The following is a 24,539-nucleotide window of genomic DNA, read 5'->3' on the forward strand; positions in this document are numbered from 1 at the left end:
TGAATGCCTGAAGGTGTAGTATTAACCTTTAGGCACATATGTGTCATGTGTTTTAACACTTTAATACACTAAATAAGGAAGAAAGGAATAAACGCCATTATGTCAACCCGTTCAAGGCGTATGCAAATCACCTGTAACAACCCACTTGACAAGGGGTTCACTTCTGAAAAGATTAAAGAAATTATGCAAAGATGGAAAACTGAATATTATTGCTTCTGCTATGAGACCGGAGAATCCGGAACTCATCATTTCCACCTGTATACCAAGTTTTGTCACGCTCAGATTACAGATACAATCTCCAAAACTTTTGGAAATGCTCATATCGAGGTAATTCGCAATTCAAGCTCGATTGATAACAGAGACTACATTCGTAAGGAAGGAGCCTACCTTGATTCCGAAAAGAAAACTACGAATCACATAGAAACTTTTTATGAATCCTGTGAATGTCCCATTGATGGAAAGGAAAATCAGGGACATAGAAATGATATTGATTTAATGATTTCCCTCGTACAGGACGGAGCTTCTAACATGGAAGTGGTTCAAGCTGTTTCCTCAATGGCTCTACGTATCCCGGCTATTGAACAATACCGCCAAGCCTATTGGGAAGAAAAGGGAAGAGGATACCGTCATATGGATATTTGGTATATATATGGAAAAACCCGGACAGGAAAGACTTCATATGTTTACCAATCCCACCATTCCAGTGAAATCTATTCCGTTGTGGATTATAAAGGGAATGGCATATGGGATAAATATGATACGGCTAGAACCAGAGTTCTTTTACTTGATGAATACCGGAGCGCACTCCCCTTTTCCCTGATTCTGGCCCTCTGTGATGGACAGCCTTTAACTCTAAATTGCCGGTATGCCAACCGGGTCTGTCTCCATGAAACCGTGTATATCGTTTCCAATATTTCATTACTGGAACAATATCCCAATATCCAAAGGGAAGAACCGTAATCATGGAATGCCTTTCTTGCCCGTATCAACCATGTAAGGCATTATTATGAGATCGGGCAATACAAGGATTACACCGTAGAAGAATATCTTACCACGGAGCAGAATCCCCACCTGAAAGAATTTGAATCCTGCAATCCTGATTCTACCCCATTTAAAAACACTTCCCCTATTCCCATTCAGTTGGAGCTTCCTCCATTATAAAGTCAGGGGACACGAAAGGAACCTTATGCAAAAAGTTATTATATATTTCACCCCGTCAGAATTGGCAGCCGTAAGAGGGATTTCACTATCCAGCTTGTTTGAAGCAATCAGGCAGAAACAAATCCCTTATGTTAAAACGGAGGAGGGAATGAAAATCCCGGTAACTTACTATATTGACAATGATTCTTGATACACTTGCAACGAAAATAAATGTACAAATATATCATAATACGAAAAAACAAACCATTGAATGACTACCATCTAAAAATACCTATTAAAAATCACACGAAAAAACAAACTTCTGCAAGCTGTATCATCTCGAAAGGATGGTACATTTTTTGTGTAATTTTAACAATGATTCTTGCAATACAACTAGAAACAAATGGACATTTTTGTCTAAATGTGATATAATGGACTTAGATACAGAAGAGCTTCTCGAATTATATAACATGAAAAAACAGCAAAAAAAAGAGAATGCCATACTACAAGGGCACCTTGAAAACTTTTACCATATCTGGACAAACGACAAAGGAACCTTTCTCTCCTATCTACCTGATTCCACAAAACCAAAAGGACGAAAGCCCGTTACTGCTACCACAAAAGAAAAGCTGGAACGTAAAATCATTGACTTTTATCTGGAACTGGAACAGAACGAAAAAAATCAGAAGGAACAGGAACGGTTATCCACCATAAGAAGCATTTATCCTTTATGGCTGAATATTAAAGGTCTGGAAACCAAGGCTACCAGCTATATCCGAAGAATTGATAATGACTGGAACGCTTATTATTCTACTGACCCTATCTTTGATCTGGATATCCGAACCTTTACAAAAGCTATTTTAAAGGAATGGGCATTGAATAAAGTAAGGGATAAGGGGCTGACTAAAACCCAATATTATAACATGTCCATGATTATCCGTCAGTGCCTTGATTATGCCGTTGACCATGAACTGATTCCTCTTAATCCTTACAATCAATTCACTGTAGATAAAAAGCTGTTAAAGAAAGTAAAACAGCCGGAAGATGGGACACAAGTATTTCTTACCAATGAGCGTCCATTGATTCAGTGTGAAGCATGGTCAGACTTTGAGGAAAAAAATTGCACTTCTGCTTTAGCCATTCCGCTTGCATTTCAATTAGGTGTACGCTTAGGGGAACTTATCGCAATCAAAGAAACCGATATTTCCTCAGATGGAAAGTATCTACATATTCAGCGAATGGTTCAGAAACAGGAACGACAACGTCCAGACGGGTCATGGTATCCTGCCAGATGGGAAGCCGTGGAGCATACAAAATCCTCCGCTGGTGACCGCACGATTTATCTGACCGAGGAAGCAAGACGTATCATCAAAGTGATTCTTGAATCCAACAAGGAAAACGGTTTCTATGATAATGACTTCCTGTTTATCCATGATGGAAAGCGAATCAATCCAAGAGCCGTTGATACCCGTATCCGTAAATACTGCGATCATATCAATATATCCAGTAAAAGCACTCATAAGATACGGAAAACCTATATTTCTTCTCTTCTTGATGGCGGTATTAACATCAATGAGATACGAAAACAGGTCGGTCATGAGGACGAGCGCACCACTCTGAAAAACTACTGCTTCAACCGGAAAACCAGTGTTGAAAATGAATCCGATATGGAAAAAGCTTTAGCGGTTTAATGTCTACCCCGGTCTACCCCCCAAAAAGACATTTTTATAAAACAAAAAAAGCTTGAATCCCTTGTAAAATCAAGGTTCCAGCTACTTATTAAAAAGAGCGCGAGACGGGACTCGAACCCGCGACCCCGACCTTGGCAAGGTCGTACTCCACCAACTGAGCCACTCGCGCATAAAACAATTTTTTATTCATTTCTTACAACACTGGCATTATATCATATGTCATAAATAAATGCAAGAGGATGCAACTAATTTTTTGATTTTTTTGTGCAATTCAAGACCAAATCTGTTTACTGGTTCAAGCCTTTCTGGATATACCAGTTACTGCAGAAATATCCACCACTTTTTTTATTCCATTCTTCCATTACTTTATATCCCTGCAGAATGTTCCTTTTCATTCCTGTCCATAATCCCAATATATCCACCATTTTATAAGCCAAAAGCCTGATAACCTTTGAAATTAGGCTTATATACCTGGCATTCTTAATTTGGCTGCATATCTCTCTTTTTACCCTTTTTCCAGTGCACCGCGGTAGTCAGCGATACCCCCAATATTTGTAACGGTATAGCCTTTGGCCCGTAAGTAACGGCAGGCCTGCCCGCTGCGGGCTCCGCTTTGGCAATAGACAAAAACAGGATTATTTTTATCAATTTTAATGGATTCCAAACAATCCAAAGGCAGATTCATGCTGCCAGGAACATGACCTCCTGTATATTCCTGTGCCGTACGTACATCAAGGAGCACCGCATTGGGGGTGTTCCTTGCCTGTTCCATTCCCACAGCAAAATCCGATCGGTTTGTTAAAAAACCAAATATACTCATTTCACTATCTCCTTTCCATACGTTTGATATTCGTTCTGCCCATCCCGATCCTGGTATTAACCCGGCAGTTGGGCCTTGAGACTCCTTTTGGCTCTGAAGTAAGTATACCGGATTTATGGAAATCTATCAGTGACATTGTTACGCAAAGGGTCAATTTCCTGTTTTTCGATCAACCAATCCCCTCCTGCTTTTCCAAAATACATGTTAGAGCAGCAAAAATGACCCTGAACCAGTTAAAAGCCAGGTCCAGAGTCACGTGCCTTTGGTTCCCAATTCTAATGGGTTTTATTCTGATTTCAGAAGCCTATGGGCCGGCATAAATCACAATGCAGTTCCTGCCGTTATTCTTGGCTTCATACAGTGCCACATCGGCGGCTCTTAAAAGCGCCTCAGGACCGGCGGGCTGTATATCCGTACAAGCAAGTCCGCAGCTAAAGGTGATGATTCTTCTATCAATTTGGTTGAGGGAAGAGGATTCCATTATCGTCCGCATTTCATCACAGATCCTATACGCTTCCTTTACATGATAGCCTTTCAACAGGATTGCGAACTCTTCCCCTCCGATTCGGAAGGCTTTAATATCCTCCGTCTGGTTGCTTTTGAGAATTTGCGACAGATGAAGCAGCACCCGGTCGCCAGCGGCATGGCCGTAAACGTCATTAACACGTTTGAATTTATCAACATCAATAACCGCAAGGGTAAGACAGCTATTTTCATATCTGCATTCTTCCACCATTCCGGTCAAACAGGCATCAAAGGTTCCCCGGTTATACAGACCTGTAAATGGATCAAGCTTTAACTGTTCCTGCATATTTTCCTTCAGATCGTATAAATGCATTAACGAATTTAATTGATTATGACCATTCCGTATCATAATTTTAGCCAGCAGATAGGAGCAAAATAAAATATCCCACGAAACGAATACTGCCATAAGCACGCCGCTGTTATCATTTCCACCTTTTAGCAGTATGATCCCGCTGAGAACCAGAGCAGCACTGTTGATCAGAAAGATCCGCCTTGTCATTTTAATATCAGCAAAAATTGTAGAGGCAAATACCGACATGGAGAATGTTCCAAGCAAAACAGTGGCAATCCTGTGGGTGGAAGAAAGATAAAAGGAAAGGGCCGTATAAAGAAGCAACACCAGGTATTCCTTGAACAAAAGAGGAATACGGGGCAAACGGACAAGGTAGTCCACAAGCAGGTTCAAAGCCGGTAGTCCGATGGCAGGCAGCACAATATAATTGCGAAGATAAACATCCGGAGGACCGGTAAGAATATTCTTCGCTGCATAGTACCAGACTATATGCGCCAATATGATCATAGCGACCGTGGCATAACCGGCATTAACTAGATAGCGGCACCATCTTATGGGCGTAATTACGGTCTCCGCCTCATTAACGTTAAAATCCTGATCCATAGGCTTAATATCACCTCCCCAAACGCTTTCCCCTTCGATTATATATGAAAAATCTGCAAACAGCAATCTGCTTTTATTCCCTGACAATTTTCATTTTAAGAGTATGTCATGTTGTAAGTGGCGGATTTTGAATTCCTCCGGGTTCCATGACTCCCCGCCATAACATGACATACTGATGTCCTGTTTCAAGTGGTATCATATCAATATACAAATACAAGGAGGAAAACGATGAATCGGTTGAATGTTGTTTGTTTAGGTGTTAAGGATATGGAAAGGGCTATCAGGTTTTATAAGGATGGCCTGGGATTTCAAACGAAAGAGACAAGCTATACGCCCCCAGTCATTTTTTTCAATACGTCTGCCGGTATAAAGCTTGAGCTTTTTCCGCTGGATTTGTTGGCTAAAGATATTAACAGCCATAACCCGCCCCCTGTTGGAACCGGCTTTAGCGGAATCACCCTTGCCTATAACGCAAAGAGCAGGGAAGAAGTACATCAAATCATGGAACTTGCCAAAAAGGCAGGTGCAAAGGTTGAAAAAGAACCCCAGGAAGTGTTCTGGGGCGGTTATCACGCCTATTTTTCCGACCTGGACGGATATTACTGGGAGGTGGCCTACGGCCCTGATTTCAGCTTTGATGAAAATGATATGCTTCTGTTATAAATGCCGGTTCTCCCGGCTGTCTGGGGACCAAGAGAATCAAAGAATCATGAATTTTCAAATGCACTTCCATGGGAACAGAATATTTTAAATCTGTGAAGATCGTCGTTTTTATTCGCCCCACCCAATGTGACATGATTTCGTCTTAGCATTTTCCTGTGAGCCAAACATAAAAACAAAATGACTATACAAAAAAAGAGCCTCTAGCAGACAATGACCGCAATCAGACTCTTAAAGCGGGTGATGGGAATCGAACCCACGTATCTAGCTTGGAAGGCTAGTGTTCTACCATTGAACTACACCCGCAAGGAATTTCAAAAAAGATTTCAAAAGTGCTTTGAAAAGCACAATGCCCAAAGCCGGAATCGAACCAGCGACACGAGGATTTTCAGTCCTCTGCTCTACCAACTGAGCTATCTGGGCATAACCATCTGCAACACGGATAATTTTACAAGATTTCTTTCCTCTTGTCAAGACAAGTTTTCTAAAATATGTTAAAAAACCCAAGTTGGCTTACCGGATTGTTTTCCAAAGCAGCTGTCCGCTATGGAAAATTACAGCCATCCGCCCCGAATCCTTTAGCCAGGAGAGGTAAGAACGAACAGTACTCCCCACAAGTGCATACTGTTCAAAGTTCATTTCCAGGCCATAATGGTTGAAAAGCTGCTGTAAGACCGTCTCAAAATTTATAGGGTTTTCACAAATTCCAAGTATTCTGTCTGCTATTTCATGAACCTTATCTATGTTAGTCTGAGCCAATGGTGCTATGTTGTCTGTGGCTTCTGCATGAGCAGGCACAAAAATTTTTGCTTTTAGATTCTTAACCATTTCCAGGGTCTCTAAATAAGAGGATACATCATAAATGAACCCGATTTGATACTTTTCCAGTGTTTCTTTGCTTGATAAGCAGTCCGCCAGATAAACCACGTCATCCATATCCCGGAAACCTGCCATATCAAAAAAATGGCCCGGCAGAGGAATAACGCTCATGCCTTTGGGAAGAACTGCCTCTGTAAGATATTCTGCACTGCTTTCCTGGGCCATAAGAAATTTGCGCCGCAAGTCCGTCGGCGGAAATCCGCCGTATAAAAAGGACGGTTCCAGGATGGTATGATTTGTAAAGTCACATTCAATACCCGGAGCATAAATTCTGCATCCGGTCTTGCTTTGCAGATACTTATTGCCGCCGATATGATCGGCATTGGAATGCGTATTAAAAATCGCCGTCAGCCGCCATTCATTGGCATCCAATATCTGCCGGACTTTTCGTCCCGCATCCTTATCGCTCCCGCTGTCAATAAGACATACCTCCGTATGGTTCAGCTTTACAATACCAATCTTTGCCGGACTTTGAACATAATAACTATTAGCACCTACCTGATGTAATTCGTACATTGAGAACCCTCCAATCCCATGAATATCAAATAGCTTGTTATCCATTCAGTCTGCCGGCTTCAAAAATTTGGCCGGCGCCGCGATCTCCGGCATTAATAGAAACATTAGCAGGATAAAGAATAATCCAGGTCACAGAAAAGGGAGTGTGGGATACTCCCGGATGGACCTTCCTTTCCGCAGCGTAATTTTATCTCTCTCTTCCACCTTTCCGCAAAGCAGGGGACTATTTGCATTATATAATGCAGACATCCTCTTCACTGCTTCCGCGCTGTCATTGGCATAGCAGTACCTGCACCCGGCCAGGCAGGTATCATAGGCTCCCACCTCAATGCTTTCCAGGCAGCCGCATTCCATTCTCTGATTTTTATCCTTTCTCCGGCATACCGGGCCGCCTAACAGATGTTCTGCCATCAAAGGATCAATGCAGCTTCCCCTGGACACTCCCACAGAACTTAAATCAATCTTTTCTGCACATGCCTCAATCCTGAGACCGTAGGCGTCTGCAATCCTGGCCAGCCCTCCCCCCAGCTTCTTCATCCCTTCTTCACTCAACTCATTTACCGGGATACCACTCATGTTTCGTTCTGTTTTCCCATACTTGTCCAGAAAACTGATCACGACCTTTTCCGCCGACCCCCATACACTCCCGGCGATCTTCTCAAAGGCCCGCAAATGGTATTCCTCATTGTATCGGCTGTTAAGAAATATGGGATCATAACGCCATACCATACGGTCCTTTCCCACCTGTTCCGCCGTCTTATTGAACACATTGATCATTCGTCTTTTATCCGGCAGCCCGGGCTCCACATCCTCCCCATATCCAGTCAGCGTGAATTGGATGTAAAAAGGAGTGTCTCCCAGCTCCCGGATCCGTTTCATCATTGGCTCCGGGTTTTTCGTCCAGAATACGATTAACTCCACCTGATCCGGAGAAAGGTCGATGCGGCTGATCTGACGGCTGTTCCTTGGATTTCTTACATAAAGGTATCCTTCCTTCCGTCTGTTAAAAAACCAATCCGGATAAAACTGCGGAATATCCGTCCGCCTGCTGACACTGAGTATCATACCGTCCCTCTCCTTTCTCTTCTTCGTAAAGCCATTATACGCCGTCAAAGGGCCGGCTTCAACCATATCCTGCTATAATCTTTGATTTTAAGTTAATTCGTGCCGTAAATAGAAGGACTTTGTAAAACAAAAATCATGGCATACGGCTGGAAAAACTTGGCAACATGTTTCGGCGCCCATCTGGGAATTCTGTTTAATGAAATGAAGCAGTTTTTTAATTGAAATCATTTATGATCGGAGGATCACCATGAAGAACGAACCCGTATTCTTAACTGACAAAAACCATAACATCATTCTGGAATCCATTACCGGAACTCCCAATGCCGCACTTCCGGACAGCTTAAAACCATTTGAAGTTTTGGAACCCAATACTTCAGACGGCGCTGCAGAAAAGCATGTCCCCGTTATTGAATCAGAGGGAAACCATGTGACAATAAAGGTCGGCAGCATATTCCACCCCATGACTGAGGATCACAGCATTGCCTGGATCTGTTTGCAGACAACGGCAGGAACTGTCATGAGGGTAAGCTTAAGTCCGAATTGTCAGCCAATGGCATGCTTTACACTGGAAAAAGGTGATACTCCAAAGGCAGCTTTTGCTTACTGCAATCTTCATGGATTCTGGAAAACAGAGGCATAACAAAAAAAGCCTTCCCAAACCGGGATTGGCTTTTTTTATTTTAATATGCTGACATCGTCTATATGGCACCCTGACAGGGCATCCCCAAACGGTCCCTTCTTCATGTGCTATCACTGCCTGGCCTTAGAAATAAGGCATCCGACACCATATCCATAAAGTCTGCTGTGAGAACTCAATAGGCTAAATGCACACCACTTCTATTTATGAAAATGTACCGTAAAATTACACTTGTCCCCTCTTGTATAGGATCTGGAATACTCTATGACCCTTTCATCCTCATCATAGGTGGTGCAGGAAAAAAGGAATACTGTCTGGTCTTTGGAAATATCCAGAAGCCTTGCATCCGCCTGGGTAAGCTGGACCAGATCCAGGGTCTGCCATGCCCTTACCGGATTTATGCCATAGAATTTATAAATTTCAAACATGCTGAATACCGAAAGATCAATGCCTTCTACCTTGGGAACCAGATCATAGGGAATATAAATCTCCTGCATGGCAATAGGCTCTCCGTTTGCAAAATCTAGCCGTTTAATATAATACAGGCTTTCCTCTTCGCCCATATGAAACATTTCCCCATATTTGGGGCCTGCTGGCCGCTGGCCTCTCTGTAATATCTTTTTCTTTGGCTGAATTTTTTTATCATCCATTGTCTGGGAAAATCCACCCAGGACCTCCAGATCCCGTTCAATGGGTGCCATGACATAAACGCCCTTCCCCTGGACTCGTTTCAAAAGACCTTCCTTTACCAGCTCATCAATGGCACTTCGCACGGTCAGCCTGTTGATGCCGTACATTTCCGCCAGGGCATTCTCAGACGGTATCGCTGTTCCCGGAAGGTATTCTCCCTCTTCGATTTTATTTCTGACCACTTCCCTTAACTGTAAGTAAATGGACGATTGATAATCTATTTCAGTCGGCTTCTTCAACGTAAAATCTCCTTCCTTACCAGGCTCCCCTGCATTCCAGCATAATACGGGAATTGGTTGACCCATTTCAAGCGTTCTATCATCTCTGTTCCCTCCAGAAGACCCTTTAAAAAACCTGGGATGCCGCCGTCTCCTGATCCCATGGCATCCTCTGCCCTACAGGGAATCATTCCATACTAAAAAAACCCTTTCCCAGTATATAACCCGGTTCTCCCAGGGTAACAATGGTCAATTCCTTGGCATGACCTCCAAGCCGAACATATCAGAGCCGTTGTAACTCACTGGCAAAACAGACGTATTCTGAGCGGGTAATGGATTTAAAGTATTCAAATACTTTTCCGTTTTCATCAACAGCAACTCCTGATTGGCTGATCACCGGCTCTCCCTTGCTGACACTTAAATCCTGTGCTTCCTTTTCATCGCAGTAAGCGATGCTCAGCACCTCCCTGCCTCCTGTAATATCCAGGCCATATTCCTTTTTTAGAATTTCATACAGGGATGCATTTTCTGTAATATGCATTTCAAGCTTTGGGAAACGCTGGTAATCCAGATAGGATGTCTCATACATGACGGGACGGCCTTCCAGAAGCCGGATGCGGGCCACGCGCAATAGCTTGTGACCAAGGGGAAGCTCCATCTTTTTCCCGATGGATTTTGTTGTTTCATATAGTTCCACTGCAACCACTTTTGTTGAAACTTCCCTGCCTGCTTTCCAGGCAGTCTCATAAAAGCCCTCCACATCCTGAAGATTTTTCATAAGCTTTTTCCTTGACACATAGGTCCCGGAACCATTTTTGCTGTAGATCTTTCCTTCCAGGACCAACTGCCTGATAGCACTCCTGAGGGTCGTCCTGTTAAGATTCCACATGGTGCACATGGCTCGCTCTGAAGGCAGTTTATCATCTGGCTTTAACTTTTTTTCAATAATATGATTTTCTATCTTTTCCATCGCTTCTTCGCGGGGTCTTTGATTTTCCGGACTCATGGCAGATATTCCTTTTCCTGTAGATTTTATTTCCAATGATATCTAATTAAATCTTAAGTCATCCGCCACCTGGTGTCAACTCGCTGACACGAAAACTTTACTAATCTGTTCTTTGGTTCCCGTTTATTATGAATTTCGAAACCTCCTGTTTTAAAATTCCGGCCTGTGCTGCCAGCTCTTCACTGGAGGAGGAGCTTTCCTGGGCGGTTGCAGCATTCGCCTGAACGACAGCCGATACCTGATACAGCCCTTCCCTGATCTGTTCCATGGTCCGGGCCTGCTCCTGGGAAGCGGCTTGGATCTCTTGGATTACCTGTTCCAGAAGTGCGGATTTTCCGGAGATCTTCTTAAGGACTTCCGCCGTCTCATCCGTCTGCTGCTTTCCCTCGGATACCGCCTTTCCCGTACGGCCGATCAACTGGGCCGTCTGTTTTGCCGCTTCCGCGGATTTGGCCGATAAGTTTCTTACCTCTTCCGCAACTACTGCAAATCCCCGTCCCGCATCTCCGGCACGGGCTGCTTCCACAGCAGCATTTAAGGCTAAAATATTGGTCTGGAACGCAATATCCTCAATCATTTTCGTAATCCCGGATATCTTTTCAGAAAACAGGCTTATTTCTTTCATGGTCGCATGAAGACTCTCCATATGCCGGTTTCCTGATTTGACCATTGATGCGGATTGATTGACATAATCCCAGGCTTTCTTCACATGATCCGCATTATTTACGGCCTTTCCAGAAACATTTGCAATGGATGCATTTAATTCCTCCACGGTTTCTGCCTGTACGGCTGCCCCGGAAGCAAGGGCCTGTGAAACATCGGAAACCTGCCCGGCCCTATAATTGACTTCCTCGGATGAGGAACGGATCGTTATCATGGTATCATTTAAGCGGGCTGCGATCATTTCCATGGAACTGCGTATGCCGTTAAATTCTCCGGGATATCTGCAGCTGCTTCGGACGGATAAGTTCCCATAGGAAATCTCCTGTAAAAACCGGGATATATCATAGATAATATTTCTGTACGTTCCTGCCATTTCATTGACCTTTTCCCCGATTCTGCCAATTTCATCCCTGCGTTCCAGGCTAAGCTCGACACCCAGATCTCCGGCAGACAGCCTGTCAATGGCATCAACTACCCGTCCCATGGGTCTTGTGATCCGGTTGGTGATCCGAAGCATGGCAAAGACTGCTAATATCAAAGACACAATACCCAGAATGACTGCATTTAACATGGAAGTCATGACGCCGGACATAAATTCCGATTCTGAGGCCGTTACATTTACGGACCAGCCATTGGTACCTTTTACGGGAGTGTAGGAACCGAACTTTTTTTCTCCGTTCCATTGGTAGAAACCAAAACCGGTTTCCCCTCTGGTCATTGCAGCCTCCAGCTTTGCAATCTCTCCGTATACGGCCTGATTGCTTTTTGCAGCCTCCGTATTATTTTGCCGTGACAATACCTGGGAAAAATCTTCATATGCCACTTTTGTTCCATCCCGGTTTATAATATAAGTACTCCCCGTATCTCCAAGCTTTGTATCAGCGATCATTGTCTCAAAAACAGAATATGGGAATTCCAGAATAATCACCAGGTCATCATAAGGGTACGCATATTCATAGGAAACGGAGTCCTTATGAATCATTGGATCTGACAGAAAAGGGGTCCCCTTTTTTGCCTGCACATAGGTATTTTCCTGTTTATAGGATTTTCCATTGACAATGGACAGCCCGTCAGCGGATATAATATCGATATTATTAAGGCCATACTGGGAACATGAGATCCTTAAAAATATGTTGATATTTCCATCTTTTTGTAAATTACCTTTCATGTAAAGGGCTATGGATTCGGCTATGATGGAATACTCCTTTAGCTGCTGGGTGATTTTTTCTGAAACCAGCTCCGAAGTTTCCTTCAGGCTTTTTGCCAGGGATTTTCTGGTGGTATCGTATGTCAGATAAATAGAGCCTGCAGACAGCACGAATACAATGGAAATGATACAAGCCATTGTAAAGGTCACCAGCTCTTTTTTTATTCCCCTATTGTTTCTTTTCATATTTAGTTATCCTCCCATATCCGAATGATACCCTGCAGGTCCTTCTCACAGCGGTTCAATGGGTATATCGGACAATATTCAGATAACTATATAGTATTTACCTATTTTTTACAATAACTTGTGCAATTTTTTACAAACAGAGAAGAACAAGTGGCCAGTAACCTGTTTCTAAGTGGGAGCCCCCTGTTTCTTTCTTCTATGGAATTAAAAAAGAGCTGCCGCATCTTCATGCAACAGCTTTTTATCATGCCGGCGACCGGAATCGAACCGGTACGGGAGGTAAGTCCCGCAGGATTTTAAGTCCTGTGCGTCTGCCAGTTCCGCCACGCCGGCATTCTCTGATACCGTTCCACTTCTTACGAACGGTATTAAATGGGTGGAGAAGGATTCGAACCTTCGAAGTCGTCGACAACAGATTTACAGTCTGCCCCCTTTGGCCGCTCGGGAACCCACCCATGCTTTTTATAAGCAAGCGAGTGTTATTTTATCATAGAGGCATTAAAAAATCAAGGTTTTTTTATAAAAAATATAATTTCTAATCCCGGTCCGCCACCAGTAAAAGGGAGCTGGTTCCCGGCATGGAGACAAGCACCTGGCCATCCTTTACTCCATAGGGAATTCTGCCCACATTATACCCATTTTCATAGGTCAGCATGTAACGGGACATGGTTTCTCCATCCCTCATCCCCAACTGCCATACCGGGATCATGACCTGCCGCTCTTCGGTCAAATTATTGACCGCAACCACGCAAATACTGTCACCCAAAAAACGCCCATAGGAAATCAGATGCTTCCCGGCCAGAAGCCGTTTCAAAGACCCAAGGCGCAGAGCCGGTATGCTATGGTGAAGGCCTGTCATGTACCGGTGAAATTCGATCAGTTCCAGATCCTCTCTGCCCCATGGATAAGTCCTCCGGTTATCCGGGTCCGTCCAGCCGCAGACCCCTGCCTCATCCCCATAATAAATGGTGGGAGCGCCGGGCCAGGTCATCTGGATCATCACCGCCTCCCGGAAAATCCCATTATGGATGCCCTGGGAAGCAGCCTCCGGGCCCAGCGTGGAGGTCCTCCCTACTCTTTGGTTGGTCCTTGTCATAAATCGGGAATGGTCATGGTTTGACAGCTCATTCATGGCAGCCTGGATGGAGCCCGTCATCATACGGCTCATATGATAATTCATGGATTTAAAAAAGCTTTCTCCGTCTCCAAACAGACTGGGGTTGCTTTCATCGCTGTGCTTTTCCATACCTGTAAGAAACCAGGTCACCGGCTCCATAAATGCATCGTAATTCATAACCGTATCCCACTGGTCCCCCTGAAGCCAGCCGGATGGATCCCCATAGTGCTCCGCCAGCACAAGGGCCTCCGGATTGGCCTCCTTTACCGCATTTCTGAAATCTCTCCAGAACTTATGGTTGTAATCGCTGCTGTGGCCTAAATCAGCCGCCACGTCAAGGCGCCATCCGTCTACCTTGTAAGGCGGGGAGACCCATTTCCGGGCGATCCGCAGGATGTATTCATACAGGGTCTGTGAATCCTCATAATTAAGCTTTGGAAGTGTGGAATGTCCCCACCAGCCGTCATAGGAACCGTTATAGGGCCATGCTTCCCCGTCGTAAAATTTAAAAAACGTCCGGTAAGGACTGTCCTTTGATACATAGGCTCCCGGCTCGTACCTCCCTGACATTTCATAAATACGCTCTCCATCCAGCCATTTATTAAAAGAACCGCAATGATTAAATACCCCATCCAGGATCACTTTCATCCCCCGCTTGTGTACTTCTTCCACAAACCGGGCAAAAAAATCATTGCTGGCTTCTAAATTCTCCTTATCCGTTGTCCGGATCATGTATTTCGTGGCAGACCGGTTATCCTCTGCATCAGGTGCCACCGGCTGCCCTCCATCCTTTAGGATCACCCCATAATGGGGATCAATGTGGTCGTAGTCCTGACAATCATACTTATGATTGGAGGGAGATACAAATATGGGATTAAAATAAATTACATCGACTCCCAGGTTCTTTAAGTAATCCAGCTTATCCCATACCCCCTGCAGATCACCGCCGTAAAAATACCCCACATCCATCTGGTTGGGATATTTCTCCCAGTCCTCCACACGGGACACAGGCCGGCCAATGTATACATATTCCCTGTCCACCACATCATTGGTCCTGTCTCCGTTGCAGAACCGGTCTACATAGATCTGATACATAACGGCTCCCTTTGCCCAGTCAGGGGTAGAAAAACCAGGAACTATACGAAAATTAAACCCTTCCTGATTCTCCCCGGAAATGCCCAGACGGTTATAGTAACAGACCTCCTGGCCCTTCACCACCTTAAAGCAATAACTGATTTTCTCATACACTGCCGTTAATCTATATTTATAATAATCAAACAGCCCGTCGGACTCTGCCTTTTCCATGGCTGTTTCTCCGCATAATCCTGCCTGAATATAACAGACCTGGTCCACATCATCCTTTGCCGTCCGAAAAAATAGGATCACATCATCCCCCATACCGGGTTCTGCCGGGAATCGGAAACTTTCTGTCTCATCGGTAAATAACGCATCTCTATTTAACGCCTCAGCCTGGAAGCACATATCATTTTCATTTCCTTTCTCGTGGTCTACACATTCTATTTTATCCGATTGAATCAAAATATACAACCCTGCCTTTCTATGACAAAGGCAGAAAAAACGGCCAGCGGGGCAGCTGACCGTTTTTCGGAGAAGGTATTTCGTTTCTTATGGGGTGTAGCAAAAACTATATAATGTATTGGGGGGGTTTACGATTATTACTATACCACGGCAGAGAAAATAAGTGTGCACAAACATCATTTTTTTACTTATAATTTTTTATGCATTTTTTCTCTGCCTCCGCACTAAACACAAAAAAGCGCAGATTCCAGAGAAAAACTTAGATATTTTCCCGGATTCTGCGCTTCTATCCAATTGAAGCCGGCAGAAGGCTTTTAGCCTTCTGCAGCTGCAGAGAACAGATTTTCGAATTCCTGCTGGCCAATCTTTTCTTTTTCCATGAGCAGCTTACAGCAGGCATGGAGAATCTCCTCATGCTTTAAGATGATTTCCTTTGCCTTATCATAACACTCATCAATGATTCGTTTTACTTCGTTGTCAATGGTATTGGCTACCTGGCCGCCATAGCTCTTTGCATGAGCCAGATCCCTGCCGATAAAGACCTCATCACCATCGTTGTCATAATTAATCATGCCCACCTTATCGGACATTCCATACTGAGTCACCATGGCTCTGGCCGTGGCTGTGGCCTGCTTGATATCCTGGGAGGCTCCGGTAGTGATATCACCGAATATAAGCTCCTCAGCGATCCTTCCGCCTAAATCCACCATGATGTCCTGAAGCATCTTGCCTCTGGTGTTGAACATATGGTCATTTTCAGGCAATGGCATGGTATATCCGGCTGCTCCCACACCCGTAGGAATAATGGAAATGGTATGCACCGGTCCTTCGTCAGGAAGCAGATGGAATAAAATTGCATGGCCTGCTTCGTGGTAAGCGGTGATCCTCTTTTCCTTCTCGGTTATTACCTTGCTCTTTTTTTCAGCTCCGATCCCCACCTTTACAAAGGCCTTATCAACATCCGCCTGGTTAATGAATTTCTTACTGTTTCTGGCTGCATAAATAGCGGCCTCATTCATAAGGTTCTCTAAATCCGCACCGGTGAATCCAGCCGTTGTCTGTGCAATTCTCCTTAAATCCACATCTTCTCCCAATGGTTTTTCCTTGGAGTGGACTTTAAGGATTTCCTCTCTTCCTTTAACATCAGGCCTGCCGACTCCAACCTTCCGGTCAAAACGACCGGGACGCAGGATCGCCGGGTCCAGGATATCCACCCGGTTTGTAGCCGCCATAACGATGATACCTTCATTGATCCCGAAGCCATCCATCTCGACAAGAAGCTGGTTTAAGGTCTGCTCTCTCTCATCGTGACCGCCGCCCATACCCGTTCCTCTGCGGCGGGCTACGGCATCTATCTCATCGATGAATATGATACATGGGGCATGCTTTTTGCCTTCTTCAAACAAATCTCTCACGCGGGATGCACCCACACCTACAAACATTTCCACAAAATCGGAACCGGAAATGGAGAAAAACGGCACTCCTGCCTCTCCTGCCACTGCCTTGGCAAGAAGGGTCTTTCCTGTTCCGGGAGGTCCCACAAGAAGGATCCCCTTTGGAATCCGGGCTCCCACACTGGTATACTTCTGAGGATTCTTTAAGAAGTCGACCACTTCTTCCAGCTCCTCTTTTTCCTCTTCCAGCCCTGCTACCTTACCGAAGTTCACCTTATTGGCATCTTTTGCAAGATGAGCCCGGCTTCTTCCAAAATTCATCATTTTGGCATTGGCGCTTCCTGCCCCTGCTCTGGCATTCATCAGCATAAACAAAAAAACTAAAACTACTGCCGTCAGGATCAACGGAAGCGTAATGGTCAGAAATAAATTCTCCTTTTGTACTGCATCCACCGTATAGGTGATTCCATTTCGGTCCAAACGATCCTGAATTTCAATGACATTAGACACATTGGCCTGTTTTGATGAACCGTCAGTCATGGCCATCTCGATCCTTCCTGTTGGGGGCGGGTCGTTCTGCCTGATGGTTGCTGAGGTAATGGTCCCATTATCAATCGCCTGCATCAGCTCCTGGTTGGTAATGATCCCACTCTTTTGGGGCAGTCTACTGGCAAATATAAGCATGATGACCAGAAGGAGCAAAAATCCCAAACCTCTGAATGGTTGCTGTTGTTTCAACATGCTGCCTCCTTATTGCTGTTCTATAACTCCAATATATGGTAAATTCCTGTATAACTGATCGAAGTCCAGGCCATATCCGATGATAAACTGATCCGGTACGGTAAAACAGGTATATTTTACCTTGACCTGATCCTTCACCCGGCGCTCCGGTTTATCAAGAAGGGTACAAAGTTCAATGCTGTTTGGGTTCCTCTGCTTTAACACTTCGATCAGATAGGCCAGGGTATTGCCGGAATCAATGATATCTTCCACAATCAATACATCCTTTCCTTCGATAGGATCATCAAGATCCTTGATGATCTTGACGATTCCGCTGGATACCGTTCCGGCACCGTAGCTGGATACGGACATGAAATCCATGGTAAGGGGCAGTTCGATCCTCTTAGCAAGCTCACAGGTAAAGAAAACGCCTCCCTTTAAAATACAGATCAGGTGAAGAGGTTTTCCCTTATAATCTCTGCTGATTTGGTCTGCGACTTCTTTTACTCTTTTTGCCACCTCTTCTTCTGATAACAATATACGTATCTTATCATCCATCGTTTCTTCCTCCGTTAAACTGTATTTGTATTACTGTATGGGTATCATCTGTTATCTTATAGTATTCACTGATCCGGTATCCGATGACCCAGAGGACATGGGAACCTTCCGCTACAAGGGGAATTTTTTCCCGTTCGTCTTTGGGAATTTTTTCATCAATCATAAATGATTTAATGGTTTTTCTGCCGCCTCCGGCCAGTGTCATGTAATCTCCGGTTTTCCGATACCTCACAGAGAGTGCACATTTGATTTTATCATAATCAAACCATTTCGTATACCCGTTTTTAGGAATTTCCTGGCCTTTTTTGTAGGGAAAAGTTTTAAAATCCAGTTCAGGGAGAAGAAAATCCCGTTCCTTATCCACAGGCTCTTCCTGTTCCTTTCTTTTTATCCACAATTCCCCGTTGGTACGCACAGCAATAAGGCCGCAGGGCAGATCCACCTGTCTGCGGTCAGAACCAAAAAGAAGCGCTGCCGCGCTTTCCACGTGAGTCATGGTAATATCCTTCATGGATTCATTGACAGACCGGATCATCCTCCGGATCACATAGTTTCTTATAATGTTATCTTCTGCCAAAAGAACCGCTGCATCAATACCACAGGCTGGCCTTAAGCCGGACGCTTCCATTTCTCCCACTCCCCGGGCCTTTAATATTTTTTCGGCTTGTTTTTCCAGATATGCATCGGCCTGTGCGGCCATTTCCCCCGCATGCAGGATATTTTCTCCTGCCCGCCTGTTGACTTCTTCCCTGATTTCCGGCAGGATCCGGCGCCGTATGCGGTTTCTCACATAGTCCGTCTGGGCGTTGGTGGAGTCCTCACAATAAGATATCCTTTTTTCCTCCAGATATGCAAGAATTTCCTCTCTTCCAACACACAGCAGGGGACGGACAATTCTGTCCCGCAGCGGGCGCATTCCTCCAAGCCCCTTTAACCCGGTTCCCCGGAACAGGTTATATAGAATGGTCTCCGCCTGGTCATCCCTGTGATGGGCCACCGCTATTTTCGTTCCGGAAAAATCCAGTCTCTCTTTTTCAAAGATCTGGTAACGGAGATGCCTTCCGGCTTCTTCTACCGACATTCCATGCTCCCCGGCATAAAGGGCAGCATCTACCTGAACGCAGGAAAAAGACACTCCCAGCCTTGCCGATAAATCCCTGGAGTAATCCCTGTCCCGGTCCGCCTCTTTCCCTCTTAGGCCGTGATGGACATGGACCGCCTTCAGTTCCAGCCCCAGTTCTTCCTTAAGTTCATTTAAAACTACAAGAAGACAGACCGAATCGGCTCCTCCGGAAAGCGCCACGATGACGCGGTCCCCCGGAGCAAACAGCCGGTTCCGTCTGATATAATCCAATATCGTTCTGTACATTCAGCCACCTTCCTTAGTTGATTTTCTCCCCTCCATATTATAAATATACCCATAAAACATGTCTGTTGCAATTATTATTTTCTTTTCCAGATCCCGGCAGTGAGAACCGTCATGTCATCGGCCGCCCGATCGGTAAAGGATCTTGCGAACAAAAGGACCCTGTCTGCCATATCCTGGGGATTTTTAACCGGCATCCCGGCTATGAACTCCTTTAGCATCAGCTCCTTATCATCCCCAGGAAGGGCATCCAGCACTCCGTCACTTACCATAATGATCCGGTTATCATCCCATAGCTTCTTAGACAGAAGAACCGGCTCCACCGGGTTCAGGATCCCCATAGGAACCTCGCCTGCTTCCAAAAGCTCCACCCCCTTTTCACTAAGGATATAAGTGGCTGCAGCCCCCAGCTTCATGGCTTCCAGGATCCCTGTCTTCAAATCAATGCAGCACAAATCCAGGGTTGCCGGATGCTGGGCAATTCCGGTCAGAAGAAGGACCGTGTTGACCATCTTTAAAGCCGCCCTGGCTGAAAAGCCGGCTTCCAAAAGCCTTTGGGTCAGTTCGATGACCTGCCTGCTCTCCTCTTCGGCAATCCTGCCGCTTCCCATGCCGTCTGACAGGCTCATAATGACTTGTCCGGGCTGAACTTGTCCAAAGGTGTAATTATCTCCGGATACCTCTTCTCCGCTTTTCACCGCCTTGGCTACTCCGTAAAGGACCCGGTATTCTCCCTTTTCAACAAACCGTATGGTGTCGGCCTGCTTTGTCACTAAATTCCTGCCGTCGGGGGCCACCGTCCATTCCCCTTCCTCTATGGCATTTTCCAGGATCTCCGCAGCTTCCTTTACGGTCACACACCGGCCGTTTAAGGTTCTCATGGTCAGGAATGCTTCTCTCTGATGATTTTCATATTCTAAAATAAGCATTTTTTCTACGATGATATGGTTGCGGCGGAATGCACGCTTAATTTCATCCTCCCAATCCGGAGTGATGTCGATGGAATGCTCTACCTGATGAGAAAATTCCTCCAGGATCACAGCCAGCTCCTTAAACTGGACGATAACTGCATCACGGCTTTCCAAAAAACGGTTTTTCCATGCCAGATTCATGGTGGCCCTTCCCAGGCCCCTGTTTAAATGGGCCATGTACTCATCCTTCCTCTTACAGGTTTCAAGAAAAAAACGGGGCATGTCCCCGTAGTCCACACTCCCTTTTTGTTCAAATGCACGAACCAGATATTGCAGATAATATTGATTGTCCTGTTCTTTCCCGGAATACACAATGCATTTGTTGCAGCCTGCGCATACCATAGCCGCCGCCGTCTGAAGGGCCGCAATGCCGTCTTCCTTAGTAAGTCCCTGTTCTGCCGACAAGTCATCTGTACAAGCTCTGGCTAGCTCTCCCAAAGAGTTTGCCATGTCGTTTAATCTCTTTGCTGTATATACATTCACATCAGCCATATCGTGATGTGCCGCCTTACGTCTGAACACAAAAATCCCTCCTGCCTGTATCATGGTTTAAACCACATTATATACAGGCCGAAGGGAAATATTTGTCAAAATGGCTGTCTCCTGACCAAAAATCGTACGACAGCTTTCTTCTTTTTTGTCCATGTTCTCTGGACATAGAGGGATACCCGAAGAAAATTACTGTCTCCGCGACGGCTTCAGAAGAATCTCATCAGGATTCACCAGTCCCAGCTTCTGCTTTGCGACCTCTTCAATATATTGCTTTGTTTGGACATAGACCCGGTATTCCTCTAATTTCTTGGAACGTTCCTCTTCCTTGTCCACCTGGGCCTGAAGATTCTCCAGACGGAGCTCATATTCCCGCTCCCTTTCCTTTAATCCGGCTCCTTTAATCGTAACAATCACGGCAAGGCTGAACACAACAAAGGTTATACCAATAAGAGCCATCCGGTTTCCCCATTTATCTTTTCTCTTTCTTCTTGATTTTCCCATTTTGTTCATACAATCACCTCTGACGCCGCTTCTTTCTTTGGTTACAGCTATCCATTTTTATTTTAAGATATTTTCGAAAATGTTTCAAGAGTTTTAGGAAATGTCTGCTAATTATTTTATCATACAAAAACATTCCTATAAATACTCCGGCAACGGCGTATCCTCTTAATCCTCCATCATTCTGTTCATACAGCAGGGAAAACGTGACCAGAGCAGCATAAACCCAGTATATCATGTCCTCGATTCCTATAAACACATAGGAGTGAGGAATAAAAATACGGAAAATACGCAACAGGTCATATGTGATCATTAGCCCTGCGCCTGTTAAAAAGCTGTAGAGCAGAAGTTTTACTTCATAAACAATATGAACGCTCATATGACTCCTTCTGTGGCATTATTTTCTTAGGGTCATTAAGCGAGGTGCCAGCCGGGCTACCAATCAGCCCTCCCGTGACCCTCAGGCGAACCGGACTTCCCGTTTTATTTAAACAGCCTGGAAATCAGGGATTCCCCTGACCTGCGCAGTGCTTCATTGGAGGAATAGGTAATACTCTCAATATTGCCGTTTAAATCCACTTCCCCTTTTTCAAGGGTCAGGCGGCTGACGTGAAGATCCTTTCCTTTCAGGGTCAAAAGCCCCATGTCGGTATCCAGGACCACCTGATTTTCATCAAAGGATACCACTTCCCGTATTCCTGTCATCGTACCGGAGCCCCTGTTTTCTATTGTCAGCCTATGAGGGCATATATTCATCTTTTCTTCCATACAAAAACCTCCTAATATACCTGTCTAAAGTATATTAGGAGGCACGCTCCAATATTACTGAAATTTATCGTACGTATCCAATCTGTAAGCTAGAGATATCGGTAAAGCTCCTTTGCTTCATCCTTTTTAACTGTTTCCGCCACATCAAGAACTTCCACCTTTACCGAGCTTGTCCCAAAATGGATCTCTATTATATCGCCTTCCTTAATGGTTAAGGAAGCTTTCGCAGGTTTATCATTGACAAGTACACGGCCTGCATCACAGGCTTCGTTCGCTACTGTTCTTCTCTTGATCAGACGGGAAACCTTAAGAAACTTATCCAGCCTCATGAATTAAGCGTTCACCATATCCTTTAAAGCCTTTCCAGCTTTAAATTTTGGTGTCTTAGAAGCAGGAATGTTCATAACTTCACCGCTCTTTGGATTCCTTCCTTCTCTAGCCGCTCTTTCAGATACCTCAAATGTACCAAAACCAACCAACTGGATCTTCTCGCCTTTAACCAGTTCCTCAGATATTACATCTGTCAAAGCCTTTACTGCCTTCTCCGCATCCTTTTTGGACAGTTCTGCTTTTTCTGCGACTGCTGCGATTAACTCTGCTTTGTTCATTGATATCTTCCTCCTAGAATGTAGCACCAGGCTACGATTTTTCGCATAACACGATTACTATATCATTTATAGCTGTTTCTCCCGTTTTTGTCAAGGTTTTTCGCACTTTTGAAGGGCTTTCTCCTGCTTTTTTATTGCATCCCAAAGAGCCTGTCCCTCCTGCTGCAAATGATCCTTTTTTTCGCCAAAAACATGGGGGTGCCTGCGTATCATTTTTTCACAGATTCCATTCACCACATCCTCTATGGAAAAATCACCTGCTTCCTTTGCAATCCGGCTGTACAGCATGACCAGAAACAGGACATCCCCCAGCTCTTCACAAAGATTTTCCATATCCTTATGATCAATGGCTTCCAGAACCTCTCCGCTTTCCTCTTTCAGGCATTTTTTCAAACTTTCATAAGTCTGTTCCCTGTCCCAGGGACAGCCTTCATGGGACCGCAGTTTATTTGTAATATTTACTAAATCCTCGAAAGTATACATGACTCTCCTCCTTTTGGGATGATTGTAACACCGGCCGGCAATCTCATCTTCATTCTCCTGCGCTCATTATACCATATCCTGGCTGTACCATGGGAATACTTTCTTTTTTAATTCTGAAGATTTTCTGACAATTGCTTGTCCCCCCTGTTAAAAAAAAGCTTGTTCCATTATAATAAGGGGGACTTAAAATGAAACCGGAGGTAGCCATGAAACATTTTAGCATATGGAAAAAAATAGCAGCTTGCGTGCTGTTTTTAAACATCGTATTTACAGCATTTACCACAGAGCTTCTGACTCCCGCCCCCTCGGCCGGGGACTTAACCATGCGGGGCATGAGCTTTGGTCCGTCCCTTAATATCGGACCTGGAAGCAAAATATTTAACGGCGGCAGTTTATCTCTGCTTGCGGATTACGACAACCGGCAGATGCTTTCCATGATTTTGCAGGACAAGGACGGAACCCTTGTGGTCATTGACGGCGGCTGGGATATTGATGCCGCCCACTTAACGGAAGTACTCCGTTCCAAAGGCGGGCACGTATCCGGATGGTTTATTACTCATCCTCACTCTGACCATGTGGGGGCTCTTGTTCAGATTCTGAAAAACCCGGACAGCCAGATTACCATTGATCATATCTATTATTCCCTGGCGGACTTATCCTGGTATGAAAAAGTGGAGCCTTCCCGGAACGATATGGTACACAGCCTGATATCAGCCTTTGCAGCTCTTCCCGCTGAAAAGCTCCGCACTGTGCAGAAGGACCAGGAGATCCAGCTGGGGCAGATCAAGGCCAAGGTTTTAAACGACCCTTATCTTCTGGATGCCACCTCCGTAAATAACAGCTCTGTTGCTTATAAATTTTTCTTAAATAACGTAAGCATCCTGGTACTGGGCGATATGGGACCGGAAGCCGGTGAACTGCTGGCAGCACAGCGCAGTGCAGAGGATTTAAAAAGCGACATTGTCCAGATGTCCCATCACGGCCAGTACGGCGTCAACAAGGAAGTATATGCCATGATAAAACCTCAGATCGCCCTATGGCCCTGTCCCCTCTGGCTGTGGAACAACGATAACGGCGGCGGCATCGGAAGCGGAGACTGGAAAACCCTGGAGACCAGGAAATGGATGGAAGAGCTGGGGGTTAAAGTAAATTACAGCATCAAGGACGGAGACCAGATCATCTATTAACGGATCCCTTCGAAAAAAGAAACGGCACCCGAACACAAAA

General features: G+C 45.0%; 24 protein-coding genes and 5 tRNA genes. 5 read left to right on the forward strand and 24 right to left on the reverse strand.

Translation table 11 applies throughout. From position 1 onward, the window contains the following. The first annotated feature begins 183 nt into the window (after positions 1 to 183). Both CLOSA_RS20305 and CLOSA_RS20310 read left to right on the forward strand, forming a co-directional pair. Positions 184 to 960, forward strand: a complete 777-nt coding sequence (locus CLOSA_RS20305; RefSeq protein ID WP_157669046.1) for a hypothetical protein — start codon at positions 184 to 186, stop codon at positions 958 to 960. Between the two features lie 611 nt (positions 961 to 1,571). Next, positions 1,572 to 2,831, forward strand: coding sequence for a site-specific integrase (locus CLOSA_RS20310; protein ID WP_041708730.1), 1,260 nt, complete (start codon positions 1,572 to 1,574; stop codon positions 2,829 to 2,831). Between the two features lie 96 nt (positions 2,832 to 2,927). Here the strand turns inward: CLOSA_RS20310 and CLOSA_RS20315 are convergent. The 3 genes from CLOSA_RS20315 to CLOSA_RS21980 all read right to left on the reverse strand — a co-directional run bounded on the left by CLOSA_RS20315 (position 2,928) and on the right by CLOSA_RS21980 (position 5,071). Next, positions 2,928 to 3,000: transfer RNA gene (locus tag CLOSA_RS20315), tRNA-Gly, on the reverse strand. Positions 3,001 to 3,336: 336 nt separating this feature from the next. Next, positions 3,337 to 3,651: a rhodanese-like domain-containing protein gene (locus CLOSA_RS20320; RefSeq protein ID WP_013274610.1), complete on the reverse strand. Its 315-nt coding sequence runs from the start codon at positions 3,649 to 3,651 to the stop codon at positions 3,337 to 3,339. A 304-nt stretch (positions 3,652 to 3,955) separates the two neighbouring features. After that, positions 3,956 to 5,071: a GGDEF domain-containing protein gene (locus CLOSA_RS21980; RefSeq protein WP_013274611.1), complete on the reverse strand. Its 1,116-nt coding sequence runs from the start codon at positions 5,069 to 5,071 to the stop codon at positions 3,956 to 3,958. A 228-nt stretch (positions 5,072 to 5,299) separates the two neighbouring features. Here CLOSA_RS21980 and CLOSA_RS20335 point away from each other — a divergent pair, with 228 nt between their 5' ends. Further along, on the forward strand, positions 5,300 to 5,734 hold the full coding sequence (locus CLOSA_RS20335) for a VOC family protein (protein ID WP_013274612.1): 435 nt from the start codon (positions 5,300 to 5,302) through the stop codon (positions 5,732 to 5,734). Between the two features lie 232 nt (positions 5,735 to 5,966). On the opposite strand, the gene CLOSA_RS20340 is transcribed toward CLOSA_RS20335, so the two are convergent. The 4 genes from CLOSA_RS20340 to CLOSA_RS20355 all read right to left on the reverse strand — a co-directional run bounded on the left by CLOSA_RS20340 (position 5,967) and on the right by CLOSA_RS20355 (position 8,191). Beyond that, positions 5,967 to 6,037: transfer RNA gene (locus CLOSA_RS20340), tRNA-Gly, on the reverse strand. A 44-nt stretch (positions 6,038 to 6,081) separates the two neighbouring features. Beyond that, positions 6,082 to 6,154 (reverse strand) — tRNA-Phe (locus tag CLOSA_RS20345). A gap of 90 nt (positions 6,155 to 6,244) precedes the next feature. Next, positions 6,245 to 7,126, reverse strand: coding sequence for an MBL fold metallo-hydrolase (locus CLOSA_RS20350; RefSeq protein WP_013274613.1), 882 nt, complete (start codon positions 7,124 to 7,126; stop codon positions 6,245 to 6,247). A gap of 129 nt (positions 7,127 to 7,255) precedes the next feature. Continuing rightward, complete coding sequence (locus tag CLOSA_RS20355; protein ID WP_013274614.1) at positions 7,256 to 8,191, reverse strand: DUF1848 domain-containing protein; 936 nt, start codon at positions 8,189 to 8,191, stop codon at positions 7,256 to 7,258. A 247-nt stretch (positions 8,192 to 8,438) separates the two neighbouring features. Between CLOSA_RS20355 and CLOSA_RS20360 the strand changes: the two genes are divergently transcribed. Further along, complete coding sequence (locus CLOSA_RS20360; RefSeq protein ID WP_013274615.1) at positions 8,439 to 8,831, forward strand: desulfoferrodoxin family protein; 393 nt, start codon at positions 8,439 to 8,441, stop codon at positions 8,829 to 8,831. A 197-nt stretch (positions 8,832 to 9,028) separates the two neighbouring features. Here the strand turns inward: CLOSA_RS20360 and CLOSA_RS20365 are convergent, their stop codons facing one another. The 17 genes from CLOSA_RS20365 to CLOSA_RS20440 form a co-directional block, all read right to left on the reverse strand. Further along, positions 9,029 to 9,757 (reverse strand): GntR family transcriptional regulator, encoded by a 729-nt coding sequence (locus tag CLOSA_RS20365; protein ID WP_013274616.1) that lies wholly within the window; start codon positions 9,755 to 9,757, stop codon positions 9,029 to 9,031. Continuing rightward, the gene (locus CLOSA_RS22785; protein WP_013274617.1) at positions 9,754 to 9,900 is read right to left on the reverse strand and encodes a hypothetical protein; all 147 of its coding nucleotides are present in this window, start codon (positions 9,898 to 9,900) and stop codon (positions 9,754 to 9,756) included. Before CLOSA_RS22785 ends, CLOSA_RS20365 begins: the two co-directional genes overlap by 4 nt. A gap of 119 nt (positions 9,901 to 10,019) precedes the next feature. Continuing rightward, positions 10,020 to 10,742, reverse strand: a complete 723-nt coding sequence (locus tag CLOSA_RS20370) for a GntR family transcriptional regulator (RefSeq protein WP_013274618.1) — start codon at positions 10,740 to 10,742, stop codon at positions 10,020 to 10,022. Between the two features lie 100 nt (positions 10,743 to 10,842). Further along, complete coding sequence (locus CLOSA_RS20375; RefSeq protein ID WP_013274619.1) at positions 10,843 to 12,798, reverse strand: methyl-accepting chemotaxis protein; 1,956 nt, start codon at positions 12,796 to 12,798, stop codon at positions 10,843 to 10,845. 247 nt (positions 12,799 to 13,045) lie between these two features. Then, positions 13,046 to 13,131 (reverse strand) — tRNA-Leu (locus CLOSA_RS20380). Between the two features lie 40 nt (positions 13,132 to 13,171). Next, positions 13,172 to 13,253, reverse strand: a tRNA-Tyr gene (locus tag CLOSA_RS20385). 80 nt (positions 13,254 to 13,333) lie between these two features. Then, complete coding sequence (locus CLOSA_RS20390) at positions 13,334 to 15,397, reverse strand: glycoside hydrolase family 13 protein (protein WP_013274620.1); 2,064 nt, start codon at positions 15,395 to 15,397, stop codon at positions 13,334 to 13,336. A gap of 371 nt (positions 15,398 to 15,768) precedes the next feature. Continuing rightward, positions 15,769 to 17,586, reverse strand: a complete 1,818-nt coding sequence (gene ftsH, locus CLOSA_RS20395) for an ATP-dependent zinc metalloprotease FtsH (protein WP_041709535.1) — start codon at positions 17,584 to 17,586, stop codon at positions 15,769 to 15,771. A 12-nt stretch (positions 17,587 to 17,598) separates the two neighbouring features. Beyond that, positions 17,599 to 18,126 carry a hypoxanthine phosphoribosyltransferase gene (hpt, locus tag CLOSA_RS20400; protein ID WP_013274622.1) on the reverse strand — a complete coding sequence of 176 codons (528 nt, stop codon included), beginning with the start codon at positions 18,124 to 18,126 and terminating at the stop codon, positions 17,599 to 17,601. Beyond that, positions 18,119 to 19,495, reverse strand: a complete 1,377-nt coding sequence (tilS, locus tag CLOSA_RS20405) for a tRNA lysidine(34) synthetase TilS (RefSeq protein ID WP_013274623.1) — start codon at positions 19,493 to 19,495, stop codon at positions 18,119 to 18,121. Before tilS ends, hpt begins: the two co-directional genes overlap by 8 nt. Positions 19,496 to 19,569: 74 nt before the next feature. Beyond that, a complete protein-coding gene (locus CLOSA_RS20410; protein ID WP_013274624.1) occupies positions 19,570 to 20,985 on the reverse strand; it encodes a SpoIIE family protein phosphatase in 1,416 nt (471 codons plus the stop codon). 156 nt (positions 20,986 to 21,141) lie between these two features. After that, positions 21,142 to 21,465 (reverse strand): FtsB family cell division protein, encoded by a 324-nt coding sequence (locus tag CLOSA_RS20415; protein WP_013274625.1) that lies wholly within the window; start codon positions 21,463 to 21,465, stop codon positions 21,142 to 21,144. 4 nt (positions 21,466 to 21,469) lie between these two features. After that, positions 21,470 to 21,832 (reverse strand): spore cortex biosynthesis protein YabQ, encoded by a 363-nt coding sequence (gene yabQ, locus CLOSA_RS23620; protein ID WP_013274626.1) that lies wholly within the window; start codon positions 21,830 to 21,832, stop codon positions 21,470 to 21,472. A gap of 104 nt (positions 21,833 to 21,936) precedes the next feature. Then, positions 21,937 to 22,221 (reverse strand): sporulation protein YabP, encoded by a 285-nt coding sequence (gene yabP, locus CLOSA_RS20425; protein WP_013274627.1) that lies wholly within the window; start codon positions 22,219 to 22,221, stop codon positions 21,937 to 21,939. Between the two features lie 89 nt (positions 22,222 to 22,310). After that, positions 22,311 to 22,550: an RNA-binding S4 domain-containing protein gene (locus tag CLOSA_RS20430; RefSeq protein WP_013274628.1), complete on the reverse strand. Its 240-nt coding sequence runs from the start codon at positions 22,548 to 22,550 to the stop codon at positions 22,311 to 22,313. A gap of 3 nt (positions 22,551 to 22,553) precedes the next feature. After that, positions 22,554 to 22,856 (reverse strand): HU family DNA-binding protein, encoded by a 303-nt coding sequence (locus tag CLOSA_RS20435; RefSeq protein WP_268875600.1) that lies wholly within the window; start codon positions 22,854 to 22,856, stop codon positions 22,554 to 22,556. Between the two features lie 63 nt (positions 22,857 to 22,919). Beyond that, on the reverse strand, positions 22,920 to 23,312 hold the full coding sequence (locus CLOSA_RS20440; protein WP_013274630.1) for a MazG nucleotide pyrophosphohydrolase domain-containing protein: 393 nt from the start codon (positions 23,310 to 23,312) through the stop codon (positions 22,920 to 22,922). Positions 23,313 to 23,500: 188 nt separating this feature from the next. On the opposite strand from CLOSA_RS20440, the gene CLOSA_RS20445 reads away from it, so the two are divergent. Beyond that, the gene (locus CLOSA_RS20445; protein WP_013274631.1) at positions 23,501 to 24,499 is read left to right on the forward strand and encodes a ComEC/Rec2 family competence protein; all 999 of its coding nucleotides are present in this window, start codon (positions 23,501 to 23,503) and stop codon (positions 24,497 to 24,499) included. The last annotated feature ends 40 nt before the right edge of the window (positions 24,500 to 24,539 follow it).

Origin of the sequence: [Clostridium] saccharolyticum WM1, from assembly GCF_000144625.1 — a bacterium.
Taxonomy (GTDB): Bacteria; Bacillota; Clostridia; order Lachnospirales; family Lachnospiraceae; genus Lacrimispora; species Lacrimispora saccharolytica.